The organism is Cellulomonas soli (genome assembly GCF_052036975.1).
GTDB lineage: Bacteria > Actinomycetota > Actinomycetes > Actinomycetales > Cellulomonadaceae > Cellulomonas > Cellulomonas soli_A.
Genome location: NZ_JBQIAR010000001.1, coordinates 346,333 through 363,478, shown reverse-complemented (window position 1 = coordinate 363,478; position 17,146 = coordinate 346,333). Strand labels below are relative to the sequence as shown.

11 protein-coding genes are annotated in these 17,146 nt (G+C 74.2%); 3 read left to right on the top strand and 8 right to left on the bottom strand.

Translation table 11 applies throughout. The features are described from left to right. Positions 1-25: 25 nt before the first annotated feature. The 5 genes from hutI to hutH form a co-directional block, all read right to left on the bottom strand. Positions 26-1,219 (bottom strand): imidazolonepropionase, encoded by a 1,194-nt coding sequence (gene hutI, locus ACTHAM_RS01685; protein ID WP_440684026.1) that lies wholly within the window; start codon positions 1,217-1,219, stop codon positions 26-28. Continuing rightward, complete coding sequence (locus ACTHAM_RS01680) at positions 1,216-2,598, bottom strand: formimidoylglutamate deiminase (protein ID WP_440684025.1); 1,383 nt, start codon at positions 2,596-2,598, stop codon at positions 1,216-1,218. Before ACTHAM_RS01680 ends, hutI begins: the two co-directional genes overlap by 4 nt. Continuing rightward, a complete protein-coding gene (locus ACTHAM_RS01675) occupies positions 2,595-3,815 on the bottom strand; it encodes an allantoate amidohydrolase (protein WP_440684024.1) in 1,221 nt (406 codons plus the stop codon). Before ACTHAM_RS01675 ends, ACTHAM_RS01680 begins: the two co-directional genes overlap by 4 nt. Further along, positions 3,812-5,473, bottom strand: coding sequence for a urocanate hydratase (gene hutU, locus ACTHAM_RS01670; RefSeq protein WP_440684023.1), 1,662 nt, complete (start codon positions 5,471-5,473; stop codon positions 3,812-3,814). The genes ACTHAM_RS01675 and hutU overlap by 4 nt, the downstream gene beginning before the upstream one ends. An 88-nt stretch (positions 5,474-5,561) precedes the next feature. After that, complete coding sequence (gene hutH / locus ACTHAM_RS01665) at positions 5,562-7,118, bottom strand: histidine ammonia-lyase (protein ID WP_440684022.1); 1,557 nt, start codon at positions 7,116-7,118, stop codon at positions 5,562-5,564. A 155-nt stretch (positions 7,119-7,273) separates the two neighbouring features. Between hutH and ACTHAM_RS01660 the strand changes: the two genes are divergently transcribed. Then, entirely contained in the window at positions 7,274-8,035 is a 762-nt protein-coding gene (locus ACTHAM_RS01660) for an IclR family transcriptional regulator (RefSeq protein WP_440684021.1), read from the top strand. Between the two features lie 67 nt (positions 8,036-8,102). On the opposite strand, the gene ACTHAM_RS01655 is transcribed toward ACTHAM_RS01660, so the two are convergent. The 3 genes from ACTHAM_RS01655 to aceA all read right to left on the bottom strand — a co-directional run bounded on the left by ACTHAM_RS01655 (position 8,103) and on the right by aceA (position 11,877). Beyond that, positions 8,103-8,714, bottom strand: a complete 612-nt coding sequence (locus ACTHAM_RS01655; RefSeq protein WP_440684020.1) for a GNAT family N-acetyltransferase — start codon at positions 8,712-8,714, stop codon at positions 8,103-8,105. A 92-nt stretch (positions 8,715-8,806) separates the two neighbouring features. Continuing rightward, positions 8,807-10,483, bottom strand: a complete 1,677-nt coding sequence (gene aceB, locus ACTHAM_RS01650) for a malate synthase A (protein ID WP_440684184.1) — start codon at positions 10,481-10,483, stop codon at positions 8,807-8,809. An 80-nt stretch (positions 10,484-10,563) separates the two neighbouring features. Then, positions 10,564-11,877, bottom strand: a complete 1,314-nt coding sequence (gene aceA / locus ACTHAM_RS01645; protein ID WP_440684019.1) for an isocitrate lyase — start codon at positions 11,875-11,877, stop codon at positions 10,564-10,566. Positions 11,878-12,040: 163 nt separating this feature from the next. Here aceA and ACTHAM_RS01640 point away from each other — a divergent pair, with 163 nt between their 5' ends. Both ACTHAM_RS01640 and ACTHAM_RS01635 read left to right on the top strand, forming a co-directional pair. Next, a complete protein-coding gene (locus ACTHAM_RS01640) occupies positions 12,041-13,606 on the top strand; it encodes a helix-turn-helix domain-containing protein (RefSeq protein WP_440684018.1) in 1,566 nt (521 codons plus the stop codon). A gap of 138 nt (positions 13,607-13,744) precedes the next feature. Continuing rightward, on the top strand, positions 13,745-17,080 hold the full coding sequence (locus ACTHAM_RS01635; RefSeq protein ID WP_440684017.1) for a fibronectin type III domain-containing protein: 3,336 nt from the start codon (positions 13,745-13,747) through the stop codon (positions 17,078-17,080). The last annotated feature ends 66 nt before the right edge of the window (positions 17,081-17,146 follow it).

Genomic DNA, 17,146 nt, shown 5'->3' with positions numbered 1-17,146 from the left:
GGCACGGCTGCGGCACGAGGGCAGGTCAGCGGTCTCCGGCCCGCCCGACGGTGGCTGGGAGGTCGAGGGTCCGCACCAGGGGCACGCCGGGGCGGTAGGCGAGGTGGGTGTGACTGGGGGCGTCGAGCACGCACAGGTCGGCACGGGCACCGACCCGCAGGTGGCCGATGTCGTCGCGGCGCAGCGCCCGGGCCCCCGCGAGGGTGGCCGCACGGACGGCCTCGCCCGTGGTCATGCCCATGAGGGTGACCGCGAGCGCGATCATCAGCGGCATCGACGTGGAGTAGCAGGTGCCAGGGTTGCAGTCGGTGGCGAGCGCGACCTCGACCCCTGCGTCGAGCAGCCGGCGGGCGTCCGGGAACGGCGACCGGGTGCTCAGCTCGACGCCGGGCAGCAGCGTGGCGACCGGTCCACCGTGCGGGGCGGTGTCCGCGAGCGCTGTGACGTCGGCGTCGCTCAGGTGGGTGCAGTGGTCGACGCTGGCGGCGCCCAGCTCGACGGCCAGGCGTGCTCCGGGGCCGGGGCCGAGCTGGTTGCCGTGCACGCGCAGACCGAGGCCGGCTGCGGCGGCGGCGGTGAGCACCGCGCGGGACTCGTCCTCGTCGAACGCGACGGGTGATCCGGGTTCGCAGAACACGTCGGCCCAGCGGGCCAGGGGTGCGCACGCGGCGAGCATGGGGCCGGTGACCAGGGCGAGGTAGTCGGTGCGGTCGACACCGGCGGGGACCACGTGCGCACCGAGGTACGTCGTCTCGGTGGTCAGGGTGCCGGCCACGCGCAGCAGGCGTTCCTCGGTGGGGATGTCCAGGCCGTACCCGCTCTTGATCTCCAGGGTCGTGGTGCCCTGACGGCGGGCCTCGGCGGCGAGGGCGCGGGCGTCGGCGGTGAGCTGCTCGGTGCTGGCGGCACGTGTGGCGGCGACCGTGGTGGCGATGCCGCCGCCGGTGTACCGCCGACCGGCCGCGCGGGCCTCGAACTCGGCGGAGCGGTCGCCGGCGAAGACCAGGTGGGTGTGCGAGTCGACGAACCCGGGCAGCACGGCGGCGCCGTGGAGGTCCTGCCGGGTGTCGGCGGCGGGGGCCGTGGCGGACCGACCGGTCCACGCGATGCGCCCGTCGGCGATGACGAGGGCGGCGTCCTCGACGAGGCCGAGCGGGCCCTCGTACCGGGGGTCGAACGTGACGAGCTCGCCGATGCCCGTGACCAGGTGCGCCGTCATCGCCCTCCCCCGTCTGCTGCGGACCATGCCGCGTCGACGGCCTGACCCATCAGCCTGCCGACGTCCCCGAGCCGGTGCACGCCGCCGCTGACCACCACGGCGCCGCCGCTGATCACCGTGTCGACGTCCGACGAACCGGCCACCAGCACGATCTGCCCGGGTGACGCCCCGGCCGTGCGAGGGGTGTCGGTCCGCACGGCGACCAGGTCAGCCCGTGCCCCGACCTCGATGCGCCCGGCGCCGGCGTCACCGAGCGTGGTGTGCCCGTCGGCCGTGAGCAGCACCGTCAGGTCGGCGGGGCTGAGCAACCCGCGGGTGCCGTCGGCCAGGCGCGCGTGCATCTCGACGAGCCGGGCCTCGCCGAGCAGGTCGGTGAGCACGTGCTGGTCGCTGCCGACGGACAGGCGCACACCGGCGGCATGCAGGCGCGCGACCGGTGCGAGGCCGTCGCCGAGGTCCTGCTCGGTGCTCGGGCAGACGCTGACAGCGGCACGGGCGGAGCCCAGCAGGGCGATGTCGTCGGCGGTGAGGTGTACGGCGTGCACGGCGGTGGTGGCCGGTCCGAGCGCGCCGGTCTCGGCCAGCAGCCCCGTGGGGGTCGTGCCGTGCGCGGCCAGGCACTCGGTGTTCTCGGCCGGCTGCTCGGAGACGTGCACGTGCAGCGGGACGCCCCGGTCGCGGACGACGTCGGCCACGGCCACCAGGTCGCGGCGGGTGACGGCCCGCACGGAGTGCACGGCGGCGGCCGGCCGCAGGTGCGCGTCTGCTCTGATCGTGCCGCTGCGCGCGGCCCACGCCTCGACGTCCGCGTCGGCGAACCGGCGCTGCGCGCCGACTAGCGGCCGGGGCGCGCCCGTCCCGGGCTCGACTCCCCCGGCCAGGTAGCAGGTGTCGAGCAGGGTGACCCGCACCCCGGCGTCCCGGGCTGCCTCGCGCAGCGCCTCGGCCATGACGTTCGGCTCGGCGTACGAGCGACCGTCGGGCGCGTGGTGCAGGTAGTGGAACTCCCCCACCGCGGTGGCACCCGCCAGCGCCATCTCGGCGTACGTGGCGCGCGCCAGGTCGAGGTACGTCTCGGGGGTGAGCGTGCCGGCCAGCGCGTACATGCGTTCACGCCAGGTCCAGAACGTGCCGCCGTCGCCGTGCGTGCGCCCGCGCAACGCCCGGTGGAACGCGTGCGAGTGGGTGTTCGCCAGACCGGGCAGCACGACGCCGGGCAGCCGGACGTCCTGCGGCGCGGCGTCGACATCGGGGGTGACGGCGGTGATCCGGTCGCCGGTGACCTCGACGCGGACGCGGTGCGCGAGCCCGTGCGGCAGCCAGGCGGCCGGGCACCAGTAGGTGGTGCCCGCCGCCGCGTCGGCCGACTGCCCGCTCACGCCGACCGGTCCCCCACCAGCCGGGTCAGCGCCGCCGCGAGCGCACCGACACCCACCAGGCAGTCGGCCTCGTCGGCGTCCTCGGCGGGGTCGTGCGAGACGCCCGTGGGGTTGCGCACGAACAGCATCGTGGTCGGCACACCGGCCGCGGCGAGGATCCCGGCGTCGTGCCCGGCTCCTGTGCTCATCGTCGGGGGTGTCAGCCCGGCGTCACCGAGGGCGGCAGCCACCGTGTCGGACAGGTCGGCGTCGAGCACGGTCGGCCCGGTCCACGACTCCTCGACGGGCGTGTACCCGCGTAGCTGGTCGAGCACCTGCCGCACGCGGGGCTCCTCGTCGGCGCGCACGTCGAGCCAGGCGCGCACCAGCGACGGGATCGCGTTGACGCCGTTCGGCTCGACGACGACCTTGCCGACGGTGGCCAGCGCACCGGCCTCGAGCGCGGCGATCCGGACCTCCTGCACGAGGGCGGCCAACGCCAGCATCGGGTCGTCCCGGTCGGCCAGCGGTGTCGTGCCGGCGTGGTCGCCGCGGCCGTGCAGGTCGACGCGCCACCGGCCGTGCGGCCAGATGGCCCGCCCGACGCCGACGGGGTCGCCGGTGTGCACCAGGGCGCGGCCCTGCTCGACGTGCAGCTCGACGAACGAGCCGACGCGGGCGAGGGCCTGCGGGTCGGGGCCGAGCGTCGACGGGTCGCGTCCGGCGGCGCGCAGCGCGTCGGCCAGGGTCGTGCCGCCGGTGTCGCGCAGTCCGAGCGCCCGGTCCGGGCTCATGACCCCGGTGAGCACACGCGAACCGGCGCACGCGACGCCGAACCGGCCGCCTTCCTCCTCGGTGAAGCACACGACGCCGAGCGGGCGGGCGGGGCGGACACCGCGCGCACGGAGCTCGTCGACTACGGCCAGGGCGCTGACCACCCCGAGCGGGCCGTCGAACGCGCCGCCGCCGGGCACGGAGTCGAGGTGGCTGCCGGTCACCACTCCGGGACCGTCGGCGTCCGGGTCACCCCACCACGCCCACTGGTTGCCGGCGCGGTCCTCCACCAGGTCCAGGCCGCGGGCGACGACCTGCGCGGCGAACCACTCCCGCAGGGTCAGGTCGTCGGGCGTCCACGCCAGTCGCTGGTAGCCGCCGGTCGTGGCGCGTCCCACCGGGGCCAGATCACGCCAGGCCGCCCGGAACGCGGCAGCCGTCTCGGGGGCGAGGGCCGTGCTCATGCGAGGTTCCCTTCGGTCATCGGCACGCGCAGCCCGTGGTCACGGGCGACCTGCTCGGCCTGGGCGTACCCGGCGTCCACGTGCCGCAGCACCCCGGTGGCCGGGTCGTTGGCCAGCACGCGGGCGAGCTTGCGGGCCGCGAGCTCGGTGCCGTCGGCGACGCTGACCTGCCCGGCGTGGATCGAGCGGCCCATGCCGACGCCGCCGCCGTGGTGGATCGACACCCACGTCGCGCCGGACGAGGCCGAGACGAGCGCGTTGAGCAGCGGCCAGTCGGCGATCGCGTCCGACCCGTCGGCCATCGCCTCGGTCTCCCGGTACGGCGAGGCGACGGACCCGGAGTCGAGGTGGTCGCGGCCGATGACGATCGGCGCGCTGACCTCGCCGGAGGCGACGAGCTCGTTGAACCGCAGCCCGGCGCGGTCCCTCTCGCCGTGCCCCAGCCAGCAGATGCGTGCCGGGAGGCCCTGGAACGCGACCTTGTCCTGCGCGGCACGGATCCAGCGGTGCAGGTGGTCGTCCTCGAACAGGTCGAGCACGGCGCGGTCGGTCGCGGCGATGTCGGCCGGGTCGCCCGAGAGCGCCGCCCAGCGGAACGGCCCCTTGCCCTGCGCGAACAGCGGCCGGATGTACGCCGGCACGAACCCCGGGAAGTCGAACGCGCGCTCGTACCCGCCGCGCTGCGCCTCGGCGCGGATCGAGTTGCCGTAGTCGAAGACCTCCGCGCCGGCGTCCAGGTAGCCGACCATCGCCTCGACGTGCACGGCCATCGACGCACGCGCCCGGTCGGTGAACTCCTCCGGGGCGCGCCGGGCGTAGTCGGCCCAGTCGTCGACCTCGACGCCGAGCGGCAGGTACGACAGCGGGTCGTGCGCGGAGGTCTGGTCGGTGACGACGTCGACCTCGACACCGCGCCGCAGCAGCTCGGGCAGCACGGCGGCGCAGTTGCCCGTCAGGCCGACCGACAGCGCCCGTCGCTCGGTCCGCGCGACCTCGACCAGGGCGAGGGCAGCATCCAGGTCGTCGGCCACGACGTCCAGGTACTGCTCGCGCTGCCGTCGGTGCAGGCGTGCGGCGTCGACGTCGACCACCAGGCACACGCCGCCGTTGAGCGTGACCGCCAGCGGCTGCGCACCGCCCATGCCACCGCACCCGCCCGTCACGGTGAGCGTGCCCGCCAACGTGCCGCCGAACCGCTTGGCGGCGACCGCGGCCAACGTCTCGTACGTGCCCTGCAGGATGCCCTGCGCGCCGATGTAGATCCACGAGCCGGCGGTCATCTGCCCGTACATGGTCAGGCCGAGCTGCTCGAGGCGGCGGAACTCGGGCCACGTCGCCCAGTCCCCCACCAGGTTCGAGTTGGCCAGCAGCACGCGCGGCGCCCACTCGTGCGTGGTGAGCACGCCGACGGGCTTGCCGGACTGCACCAGCAGCGTCTCGTCGTCGCCGAGCGTGGTGAGGGTGCGCACGATCGCGTCGTACGCGTCCCAGGACCGGGCGGCGCGGCCGGTGCCGCCGTAGACGACCAGGTCGTCGGGTCGTTCGGCGACCTCCGGGTCCAGGTTGTTCATCAACATCCGCAGGGGCGCCTCGGTCTGCCAGGAGCGGGCGGTGAGCTGCGTGCCGCGCGGGGCGCGGACGGGGCGAGGTCCGGACATCGGGGTCCTCCGGGGGTCGGGGTGGGATCGAGGCGGGTGCGGGGCGGGGTACGGGCCGGGTGCGGGGTGCGCAACGACGGTGAGGTGGTCAGCGAAGCGGGACGACCTCGCGGGCTGTGGCGTCCACGGCACCGGAGGCCACCAGGTCGGCGACGATCTCGAGGTGCGGCGACAGCCACGCGTCGGCACCAGGCCCGGGCACGCCGTGCGCCCGCACCAGGTCCCGCACGGCCCCCGTCGCCCGTGCGGGGACGAGCGGAGCACGCAGGTCGATCGCGCGCGCAGCGGTCAACACCTCGATGGCCAGCACACGGCCCAGCGCATCGACCGCGCGGCGCAGCTTCCGGGCCGCCGCCCAGCCCATCGACACGTGGTCCTCCTGCATGGCGGACGACGGGATCGAGTCGACGCTCGCCGGCACGGCCAGGCGCTTCATCTCCGAGACCATCCCGGCGGCCGTGTACTGCGCGATCATCAGCCCGGAGTCGATGCCGGGGTCGTCGGCAAGGAACGCCGGCAGCCCGTGGTTGCGGGCCACGTCGAGGAACCGGTCGGTGCGCCGCTCGGACATGCTCGCCACGTCGGCGGCCGCGATCGCCAGGAAGTCGAGCACGTACGCGACGGGTGCGCCGTGGAAGTTGCCGTTCGACTCGATGCGCCCGTCGGGCGTGATCACCGGGTTGTCGACCGCCGAGCCCAGCTCGCGCCCGGCGACCGCGCGGGCGTGCTCGACGGTGTCCCGTGCGGCTCCGTGCACCTGCGGCGCGCAGCGCAGCGAGTACGCGTCCTGCACCCGGGTGCACTCCGGGCCGCGGTGGCTGGCCATGATCGCCGAGCCGTGCAGCAGCGCGACCAGGTTCGCCGCGGACGCCGCCTGCCCGGGGTGCGGGCGCAGCGCCTGGAGGTCGGCGGCGAACACGGCGTCGGTGCCGAGCAGGGCCTCGACGCTCATCGCCGCCGCGACGTCAGCTGTACGGATCAACATGTCCAGGTCGTACAAGGCGAGCACCAGCTGCCCGAGCATGCCGTCCGTGCCGTTGATCAGCGCCAGACCCTCCTTCTCGGCGAGCACCACCGGTTCGATGCCCGCCGTCGCCAGCGCCTCCCCTGCCGACATGAGGGTCCCCGACGCGTCACGGACCTCGCCCTCGCCGAGCAGGGCCAACGCGCAGTGCGCGAGCGGCGCGAGGTCGCCCGAGCAGCCCAGCGAGCCGTACTCGCGGACGACGGGCGTGATCCCCGCGTCGAGCATCGCCGCGTAGGCGGTCGCGGTCGACGGCCGGACACCGGTCCGCCCGGTGGCCAGCGTCGACAGGCGCAGCAGCATGAGCGCCCGGACCACCTCGCGCTCGACCTCGGCGCCCGTGCCGGCCGCGTGCGAGCGGACCAGGCTGCGCTGCAGCTGGGCGCGCTTCGACGGCTCGATGTGCCGCGTGGCCAGGGCACCGAACCCGGTCGACACCCCGTAGTGCGGGACCGGGTCGGCGGCGGCCGCCTCGACGACCGCGCGGCTCGCGGCGATCCCGGCCAGTGCGGCCTCGTCGAGGCGCACGCCGGCTCCGTGCCGGGCGACGGCGACGACGTCCTTGGGGGCCACCGGGCCGGCGCCGACGACGACCGTGCGGGGTGTGGTGCTCAGGCTCATACCTCGATGACACCCCGCCCCGGGGCACGGCTGCCACCGGTCACGCGCAGGTAGTGTCTGGGATACCAGACGCGTCATGCGGTCGTCACACACACCACACCTGGGGGTGGTGCACGGAGGCCTGGCGCGCACGCTGAGCGGCGAGAGGAGGCGCGGTGTCCGACGTCCCCGCCGCCGATGCCACCGCCCGGCTGCTGCGTCACCTGTCCCGTACCGGCCCGCTGCCGGCCGCCGCGCTGGCCACCGCGCTCGGCCTGCCCCGCTCGACGACGTATCATCTGCTGACCGTCCTGGCTGAGCACGGATTCGTCGTACATCTGCGTGAAGAACGACTGTACGGCCTCGGTGTCACGGCGTTCGAGCTCGGCACCGCCTACTCCCGCCAGGCGCCCCTGGCCCGCGCCGCCCGTCCCGTCCTGGCCCGACTCGTCGACCAGGTCGGCCAGAGCGCCCACCTGGCCGTGCTGCACGGCAACGAGGTCCTCTACGTCCTCGAGGAACGTGCGCCCCGCCGCGCCCCGCTCGTCACCGACGTCGGCGTCCGCCTGCCCGCGCACCTGACCGCCAGCGGCCGCGCCATCCTCGCCGCGCTGCCGTCCGCCCAGGTCAGGGCCCTGTTCCCCGACGCCGACGCGTTCGTCGACCGCACCGGCAAGGGCCCTCACCGGCTCAGCGAGCTGCGCACCCTGCTCGTCGACGCCCGCCGCACCGGCTGGGCCTCCGAGGACGGCGACGTCACCCCCGGGTTCGCCTCCGTCGCCAGCGCGGTCACCGACCACACCGGCCACCCGATCGCCGGCCTCGCAGTCACCTTCGCTCGCGCGGACGTCCCCGAAGAGGTCTGGCCCCGGCTCGCGGAGGCGACAGCTCGCGCGGCCGCCGAGCTCACCCGCCGCGTCGGCGGCAGCCCGCGGTAGAAGGCACGGCATGCGGCATACTCCCCGGCCTCCGCAGGGGAACGCTGCTCAGACGAGCTCACGGACGTCACGGAAGCCGTCCCAGACCTGGTAGCCCACGAGTGCGAGGACGACCGAACTGGTCGTCGGCGAGGTCCCCGCGGAACGGCAGGTCGCCGGCGGTCTCGCGGTGCTCGGCACCATCTTCCAGGCGGCACCGCATCTGCCAGTTGGGCACGACGACCCCGCGGACCGCGTTGTCGGGTCGCTCGGCCACCACGACGAACCCCAGCCGCTCGAACGCCGGCCGGGCGCTGCGGCTCGCGAAGGTGCGCAGCTCCGGCAGTCCACGGGCCCACGCCTCGTCGGTGATCGCGGCGACCAGGGCGCGCGCCACGCCCTGCCCGCCGACGCGGGGATGCACGAAGAGCATGTCGACGAGGCCGTCACCCACCAGGTCGGCGAACCCCACGACGCCCTCACCGTCCTGCGCCACCACGGTGAACGCCTGGCGCCGCCGGGCATCCCAGCCGGTCAGGTCGACATCGGGCGGACCGGCCCAGGCCTCGATCTGCTCAGGTGCGTAGACAGTCGCCGCGGTCTGCCGGATGGCGGACTGGAAGACCTCGAACGTCGCGGCGGCATCCCCCGGCGACCGGTACCGCCGGAACGTGACCCCAGGCCCGCTGGTGCTCCCCACGCGAGCAACCTACGCGCGCCCGCCCAGGACGCGCGTGGGCCCCGCGCGACACGTCGCCGTCGCGCGGGGCCCACGTCCGCAGACCGTTCGGGTCAGCCCTCGTCGCCCCGCTCCACCAGGTACTGCGTGTAGGCGGGCACGGTCAGGAACGTCGGGAACTGGTCCGCGAGCGCGACCTGCGTGAACAGGTCCACGGCGTCCTCAACACGGTCCTGCGGGTCGCGCGGCAGCCCGGCGACGACCTCGTCGAGCACCTGGAGGATCCGCGCCCGGGTCAGGCGCGTCCCCTCGGCGGTGACGGTCCCCTGGGCGACCCACTGCCAGATCTGCGAGCGGGAGATCTCGGCGGTGGCGGCGTCCTCCATGAGGTCGTCGAGGGCGACGGCGCCGGAGCCACGCAGCCACGCCTCGAGGTAGCGGACGCCGACGGAGATGTTGGCGCGCACGCCCGCGTCGGTGACGGCTCCGGGTTCGCCGCCGCCCGCGGAGGGGATGTCGAGCAGTTGTGCGGCGGTGACCTGCACGTCCTCACGCAGGCGGTGCCGCTGGTCGGTGCGCTCGCCGAGCGCCTCGTCGAACACGGCGCGGGCCACGGGCACCAGGTCGGGGTGCGCGACCCACGTGCCGTCGAACCCTTGGCCGACCTCGCGCTGCTTGTCGGCGGTGACCTGCGCGAGCGCGCGCTCGGTGACCTCGGGGCGTCGCCGGTTGGGGATGAACGCGCTCATGCCGCCGATGGCCTGCGCGCCGCGGCGGTGACAGGTCGCGACGAGCAGCTCGGTGTAGGCCTGCATGAACGGGACGGTCATCTTGACGTCGGCGCGGTCCGGCAGCACCCAGCGAGGTCCGCGGTTCCGGAAGTTCTTGATGACGCTGAAGATGTAGTCCCAGCGTCCGGCGTTGAGCCCCGCGCAGTGGTCGCGCAGCTCGTAGAGGATCTCGTCCATCTCGAACGCGGCGGTGATGGTCTCGATGAGGACGGTGGCGCGGATGGTGCCGTACCGCAGACCCAGGTAGGTCTCGGTGAAGCGGAAGACCTCGTCCCACAGCCGCGCCTCGAGGTGCCCTTCGAGCTTGGGCAGGTACAGGTAGGGCCCGCTGCCGCGTTCGACGAGCTCGACGGCGTTGTGGAACAGGTACAGCCCGGCGTCGACGAGGCTCGCGGACGACGCGCACTGCTGGCCGGCGCGGTCGGTGAACTGCAGGTGCTTCTCGGTCAGATGCCACCCGCGGGGCCGGAAGACGATGGTCGGCGTCTGCGAGCCGACCCGGTACTCCTTGCCCTCGGGGCTGGTGAAGTCGATCGTGCCGCGGATCGCGTCGTGCAGGTTCTGCTGCCCGCCGAGCACGTTCTCCCAGGTGGGGCTCATGGCGTCCTCGTGGTCCGCGAGCCAGACCTTCGCGCCGGAGTTGAGCGCGTTGACGGTCATCTTGCGGTCGGTGGGGCCGGTGATCTCGACCCGGCGGTCCTCCAGGCCCGGCCCGGGACCGGCGACGCGCCACGAGGTGTCCGCGCGGATGTGCGCGGTGAGCGGCAGGAAGTCGGGGTCGGCGCCGTTGGAGATCCGGTCGCGGCGGTGCTGCCGGGCGAGCAGCAGGTCGTGCCGTCGCCCGGAGAACCGCGTGTGCAGCTCGGTGAGGAACGTCATGGCCTCGTCGGTGAGGACGTGGTCGAGGGTGTCGGTGCGCGGGCCGGTGATGGTCAGCGAGGGCCGGCGCGGGTCGGGCAGGGGTTCGGGTCGGGGTCGCGAGGACGCGATCGTCGTCATGGACATGGCACTGCTCTCCTCCTCCGCCGGGGCCGGCGGGGACGTCGAACGAGAGGGTGGGGGTGTGGGCGGCTGCGGCGTCAGTGGGTGAACTGTGCCGTCTCGGTGGAGCCCGCGAGCGCGAGGGTGGCGCTGTCGGGGCTGATCGCGGTGGCGACGCGGTCGAAGTAGCCGGTGCCGACCTCGCGCTGGTGCCGGGTGGCGGTGTACCCGTCGGCCTCGGACGCGAACTCGGCCTCCTGCAGCTCGACGTACGCGCTCATGCCGCGCTGGGAGTACCCACGGGCGAGCTCGAACATCGAGTGGTTGAGGGCGTGGAAGCCGGCCAGGGTGATGAACTGGAACGCGTACCCGTGGCCGGCCAGCTCGCGCTGGAACCGGGCGATCTGCGTGTCGTCGAGCGCGGAGCGCCAGTTGAACGACGGCGAGCAGTTGTAGGCCAGCAGCTTGCCGGGGAACTGCGCGTGGATCCGCTCGGCGAACTCGATGGCCAGGCCCAGGTCGGGCGTCGCGGTCTCGACCCAGAGCAGGTCGGCGAACGGCGCGTATGCGGCCTGCCGGGCGACGACCGCGTCGAGGCCCGGCTGCACCCGGAAGTACCCCTCGCTGGTCCGCTCCCCCGTGAGGAACGGCTGGTCGCGCTCGTCGACGTCCGAGGTGAGCAGGTCGGCGCCGAGCGCGTCGGTGCGCGCCACGATGATCGTGGGCACGTCGGCCACGTCGGCCGCGAGCCGCGCCGCCGAGAGGGTCCGCACGTGCTGCGAGGTGGGGATGAGCACCTTTCCGCCCAGGTGGCCGCACTTCTTCTCGGCAGCGAGCTGGTCCTCCCAGTGCACGCCGGCGGCACCGGCGGCGATCATTGCGTGCATGAGCTCGTAGGCGTTGAGCGGCCCGCCGAACCCGGCCTCGGCGTCGGCGACGACGGGGGCGAGCCACTCGCGGGACGCACGGCCGTTCTCGGCGACCTCGACCTGGTCGGCACGCAGCAGCGCGTTGTTGATGCGCCGGACGACCGCGGGCACCGAGTTCGCCGGGTACAGCGACTGGTCGGGATAGGTCTGCCCCGACAGGTTCGCGTCGGCGGCGACCTGCCAGCCGGACAGGTAGATGGCCTCGAGGCCGGCGCGGACCTGCTGCACGGCCTGGTTGCCGGTCAGTGCGCCGAGCGCGGGCACGTGCGTGCGGGAGTGCAGCAGCCGCCACAGCCGCTCGGCCCCCCTGCGGGCGAGCGTGGCCTCCTCGCGGACGGAGCCCCGCAGGGCGACGACGTCGGCGGCCGAGTGGGTCCGGGTGAGGCCGGCCCAGCGGGGGTCGGTGGCCCAGCGGGCCTCGAGCTCCTCCGCGGTCTGGGTCTGGTCGCCGGGGAGCGTCCGTCGCTCGGTCGTCGTGGTCATCGTCCCGCCTCCGTTGGTGGTCGTTCTTCTCGGGTCTGCCTCGTCCTCGAGGTGCCCTGCACCCAGGTTGTGCGAAGCGGGACCTGGTTTCACCGGTCGGTGGAGCAGAAGATCGGCGTTCCTTCTCCTCGACAGAAGGGTGTGATGTGGGTCACGGTGGAGCATGGCCTCGACGACGACGTCCCCGACCACCCGCACGCCCGGCCGCACCCCGACGGCGGACCGCACGCCTGCCCGCGCGGGCAGCCCGGCCACGCCCGCCGGCCGCCCCGTCCCGCCGTCCGCGGTCGCCTCCGGGGCCATCGACACGCTCGTGCTGGGCCGCCGGATCCGTCACCTGCGCACGGCCCGGAACATGACCCTCGACGACCTCGGCGCCGCGATCGGCCGGGCACCCTCGCAGGTGTCGATGCTGGAGAACGGGCACCGCGAACCGAAGCTGTCCCTGCTCGCGCAGGTCGCCGAGGCGCTCGGCGTGCCCCTCACCGAGCTGCTGCGCACCGAGGCCCCGAGTCGCCGGGCCGCCCTCGAGGTCGAGCTCGAGCGCGCGCAGCGCGGTCCGCTGTTCGCCTCGCTCGGCATCCCGCCGGTCAAGGTCGCCAAGTCGCTGCCGACCGACGCGCTCGAGGCGCTCGTCAAGCTGCAGGGCGAGGTGCAGCACCTGCTCACCGAGAACGCAGCCACCCCCGAGGAGGCCCGCCGCGCCAACGCCGACCTGCGGGCCGAGATGCGCGCCAAGGACAACTACTTCCCGGCGCTCGAGGAGCACGCCCGCACACTGCTGAAGGCGATCGAGCACCCCGGCGGTCCGCTGTCGCAGCGCGCGACCGCCGACATCGCCGCGCACCTGGGCTTCTCCCTGCACTACGTGCCGGACCTGCCCAACTCGACGCGCACCGTGACCGACCTGGCCAACGGGCGCATCTACCTGCCGCAGGGCAACCCGGGGGTCGCCGACGCGCGCTCACCGTTGCTGCAGGCGGTCGCCAGCCACGTGCTCGGGCACGCCGAGCCGAAGGACTACGGCGACTTCCTGCGCCAGCGCGTCGAGGCCAACTACCTCGCAGCGGCGCTCATGCTGCCCGAGGACGGTGCGGTGGGGTTCCTGCAGGAGGCGAAGGCCGACCGTCGGCTGTCCGTGGAGGACCTGCGCGACGCGTTCGCGGTGCCCTACGAGACGGCGGCCCACCGGTTCACCAACCTCGCCACCCGGCACCTGGGCATCCCCGTGCACTTCATGAAGGTCCACGAGGGCGGCACCCTGCACAAGGCGTACGAGAACGACGGCGTCACGTTCCCCTCCGACCCGCTCGGCGCCATCGAGGGGCAGCCTGTGTGCCGGCAGTGGACGGCCCGGGTGGTGTTCACGCTGCCCGACCGGTTCAGCCCGTACTACCAGTACACCGACACGTCCTCGGGCACGTTCTGGTGCACGTCGCGCGTGCAGCCCTCGTCGCAGGGGGCGTTCTCGGTGAGCGTCGGCGTGCCGTTCGCGCACGTGCGCTGGTTCCGGGGGAGAGAGACGACCGAACGGTCGGTCTCGCGCTGCCCCGACCCGTCGTGCTGCCGGCAGCCACCCGCCGCACTCGCCGAGCGCTGGGCCGACCAGGCCTGGCCGAGCGCCCGCCCGCACGCGAGCCTGCTGGCCGCCCTGCCCGTGGGCGTGTTCCCGGGCGTGGACACCACCGAGGTGTACGAGTTCCTGGAACGGCACGCACCGCGCACGTGAGCGCAGGTCGGGCCTCAAGGAGTGGTCGTTCCCTGCCGATATGACCACGTCTGCCCAGCGTGAGGGGGAGCGCTCCCATGACGTGCGGCAGCGCGACGGCGACCGATCTCGACCTCGGGCAAGGATCACGTGACGGCCATGCGTACTACCGCTCTGCACAGCACCACGCGGCACCCCGACCACCGCACCCCGGGTGGGGGTCGGCGGACGCGCCTGCGCCGGATCGCCGCAGCGATCGCGGTCGGCACCATGGCCGCGCTCGTCGTGCCGGCGACGGCAGTCCAGGCCGAGGACACCACCGTGCAGATCGTCCCCGCAACCTCGCCGAGCCTCCCGTTCGACGGCACGGGCGCGCTGGGCTTCGGTCAGTCCTTCCTGCCCCCGAACGACATGGCCGTCCGGTCCGCGTCCCTGACTCTGCAGGGCCTCACCGGCGCCACCGTCCAGCTGTCGATCTGCACCCTGCCCGGCAGCTATCCCGTCTCGCCCACGAACTGCACCGCGGCGGACTCCACGACGGTCAGCGGGGGCGTCGTCAACGGGACCTTCGCCGTCCCCCGCCTGCTCCAGCAGAATGTCAGCTCGGCGGTCCTCGTCCGCGCCCGGACGCCCGACGGCAACGCCTACGCCTACTTCTCCTACCTCTCGCTGCAGCTCAGCGAGACCGCGAACTACATGAACGGCAGCATGCTCTTCGGGTACGAGAACTCCTCCGGCAGCATGAACGTGCTCTGGGGAAATGACGGCGACTACGGGATCTACGCCGACCTGCCGCTGTCGCTGACCTACAGCACGCCCGCGGCCCCCGCCGTCACCACGACCACACTGCCCTCCGCGTCGTACGGCCAGGCCTACAGCACCACGGTCCTCGCCACCGGTACCCCCGCCCCGGGCCTGGCGGTGTCCGGGACCCTGCCCGCCGGCATGTCCTTCAACACCGCGACCGGCGTCCTGTCGGGCACCCCCACCGATGTCGGCACCTTCACCTTCACCGTGACCGCCAGCAACGGGTACGGGTCGCCCGCGTCCCAGTCACTCGCGCTCACGGTCGGCGCCTCGGCACCCGGCGCGCCCGCCTCGGTGACCGTCACGCCAGGAGACCACTCCGTCACCGCCACCTGGCCGGCACCGACCAGCACGGGCGGTGCGGCCGTCACGTACGACGTCGAGTACCAGGCGGACGGCGACCCCGGGTGGACCACGGCCGGCAGCACGTCGTCGCGCACGGCGACGATCGGCAGCCTGACCCCCGGCACGCAGTACGCGGTCCGGGTGCGGGCCACCAACGGTGCCGGTGCCTCCCCGTGGACCACCAGCACGCCGATGGTCCTGCCCGACACCCCGTCGATCAGCGGCGTGACCGTCGTCGAGACCGACGGCGGGGCGACGATCCGCTGGACCGCCGCCGACGGCGGCACCGCGATCGACTCCGCCACCCTGCGCTACCGCGCCGTCGGCGCGCCGACGTGGACCACCGACACCTTCGCGCTGACCGGCACCACGGGCACCCGCACGATCACCGGCCTCACGAACCGCGCGGAGCACGAGTTCAGCCTGACCACCCACAACGCGATCGGTGACAGCGCCGCCGCGGACGGCCTGTTCACCCCGTTCCGCCTGGCCGGGACCATCACCTCCGCCAACACCTCCCTGGACACCACACCGCGGGTCGCCGGTGCCCCCGTCGACGCGCAGGCCAGCGGCATCCCCACCGGGCGGAGCGTCGAGCTGGTCTACGCCGCAGGGACCTCCGACGAGGTCGTCCTCGACGACGCCGTCGCCGACCTGGTCGGTCAGGTGACGCTCGGAGGCACCCTGCCGGCCGACGCGGCCGTCGGGATGCACACGGTCACCCTGCGGGTCGTGGGCAGCACCGCGCAGGTGACCGCCACCGTGACGATCGTCCTCGCGCCCACGGCCACGTGGACCCCCGCGCCGGCGACCTACCAGCAGCCGTACACCTCGAGCATCACCCTGGGCGGCACGAGCACGGTCGTCGCCGCGGTGTCGGGCCTGCCGACCGGCCTGTCGTGGTCCGCCGACGGCACCGTCAGCGGCACCCCCACCAGCGTCGGGAGCTACCCGCTCACCGTCACCGTGACGGGTGCTGGCGGGTCGGTGACGATCACCCCGACACTCGCCGTGCAAGCGGCCGCACCGGGCCCCGTGAACGCCCCCGTCGTGTCCGGTGACACGTCGCAGCCCGGCGAGCTGCACGTCAGCTGGTCCGCCCCGACCGACGCCGGTGCGCCCGGCGCCCTGCAGTACACGGTGCGGTACCGCGCACCGGGCGGCTCCTGGACGGCCCTCGCGCCGACGACCGCGACGTCGGCCACCGTCACCGCCCTGCCCGTCGGCGGCACGTACGACGTGGAGATCACCGCGACGAACGCCTCCGGGATCAGCGGCTCGGCCGCCACGGCGACGGGACCCGTGTGGATCGCCTCCGTCGTCTCGACGCTCACCGCCCACCCGGCCGACGGGTCCGCCACGTTGTCGTGGGCGACGTCCACCGGCGGGTTCCCCGTCACCAGTCACGTGATCACGCGGACCTCCGGCGGACCGGTCACCACCGAGAACCTCCCCTCGACCGCGAGCTCGGCCACCGTGACCGGTCTGACCAACGGCACCACCTACACCTTCACCGTGGCGGCCTGCACGCAGCTCGCCGTCGGCGACCCGTGCGTCGTCGGCACGGCGGACACCGTGACCGTGACCCCCGCCGCCGCCCCGGGGGCCCCGGCCGTCGGGACCGCCACCCCCGGCGACGGCCAGGTGACCGTCACCTGGCAGACCCCCGCGGACGACGGCGGCAGCGCGATCACCGGCTACCGCGTCGACCACAAGGCCACCGGCTCGCCCAGCTGGACGGCAGGTGCGACCCTCGCAGCCACCTCGACCACGACCACCGTCACCGGCCTGACCAACGCGCAGACGTACGAGTTCCGGGTCGTCGCGATCAACGACGCAGGGTCCGGTCCCGCATCGGCCACGACCACCGCGATCCCGTTCCGGTTCGCCCCTGGCTTCACCACGGCTGACGGGGCCCCGCTGAACCTGGGGTCGCTGACGGCCGGCACGGTCATCACGATGACGGGCTCGGGCGCCACCCCGGGGGCGACGATCGTCCTCGAGCTGCACTCCACCCCGATCCTGCTGGGCACCACGGTCGTCGCGGCCGACGGGACCTACCGGCTGACCGTGACGCTGCCCGCCGGCGTTACGGGCAGCCACACCCTCGTGGCCTCCCTGGCCGGCGGCGCACCGGTCGACACGGCGGTGGCAGTCGGCGCGCCCGCCCCCGGGGCGGCCGCGGCGGTCACGGCACCCGCGGCGTCCGCACCGGCCGGGCGCGCCCTGGCGGCCACCGGTGCGAACGCACGCGACGTGGCCTTCCTGGCGCTGTTGCTCGCGCTGGCCGGCACCGGCGCGGTCGTCGTCTCGCGCACACGGAGGGTCCGCCACCCCCGCTGACCGCGGGCACGCCCGTCGGTCCGGCCCCAGGTCCTGGGTGAGGGCACCCGCACCGCGGGATCATCG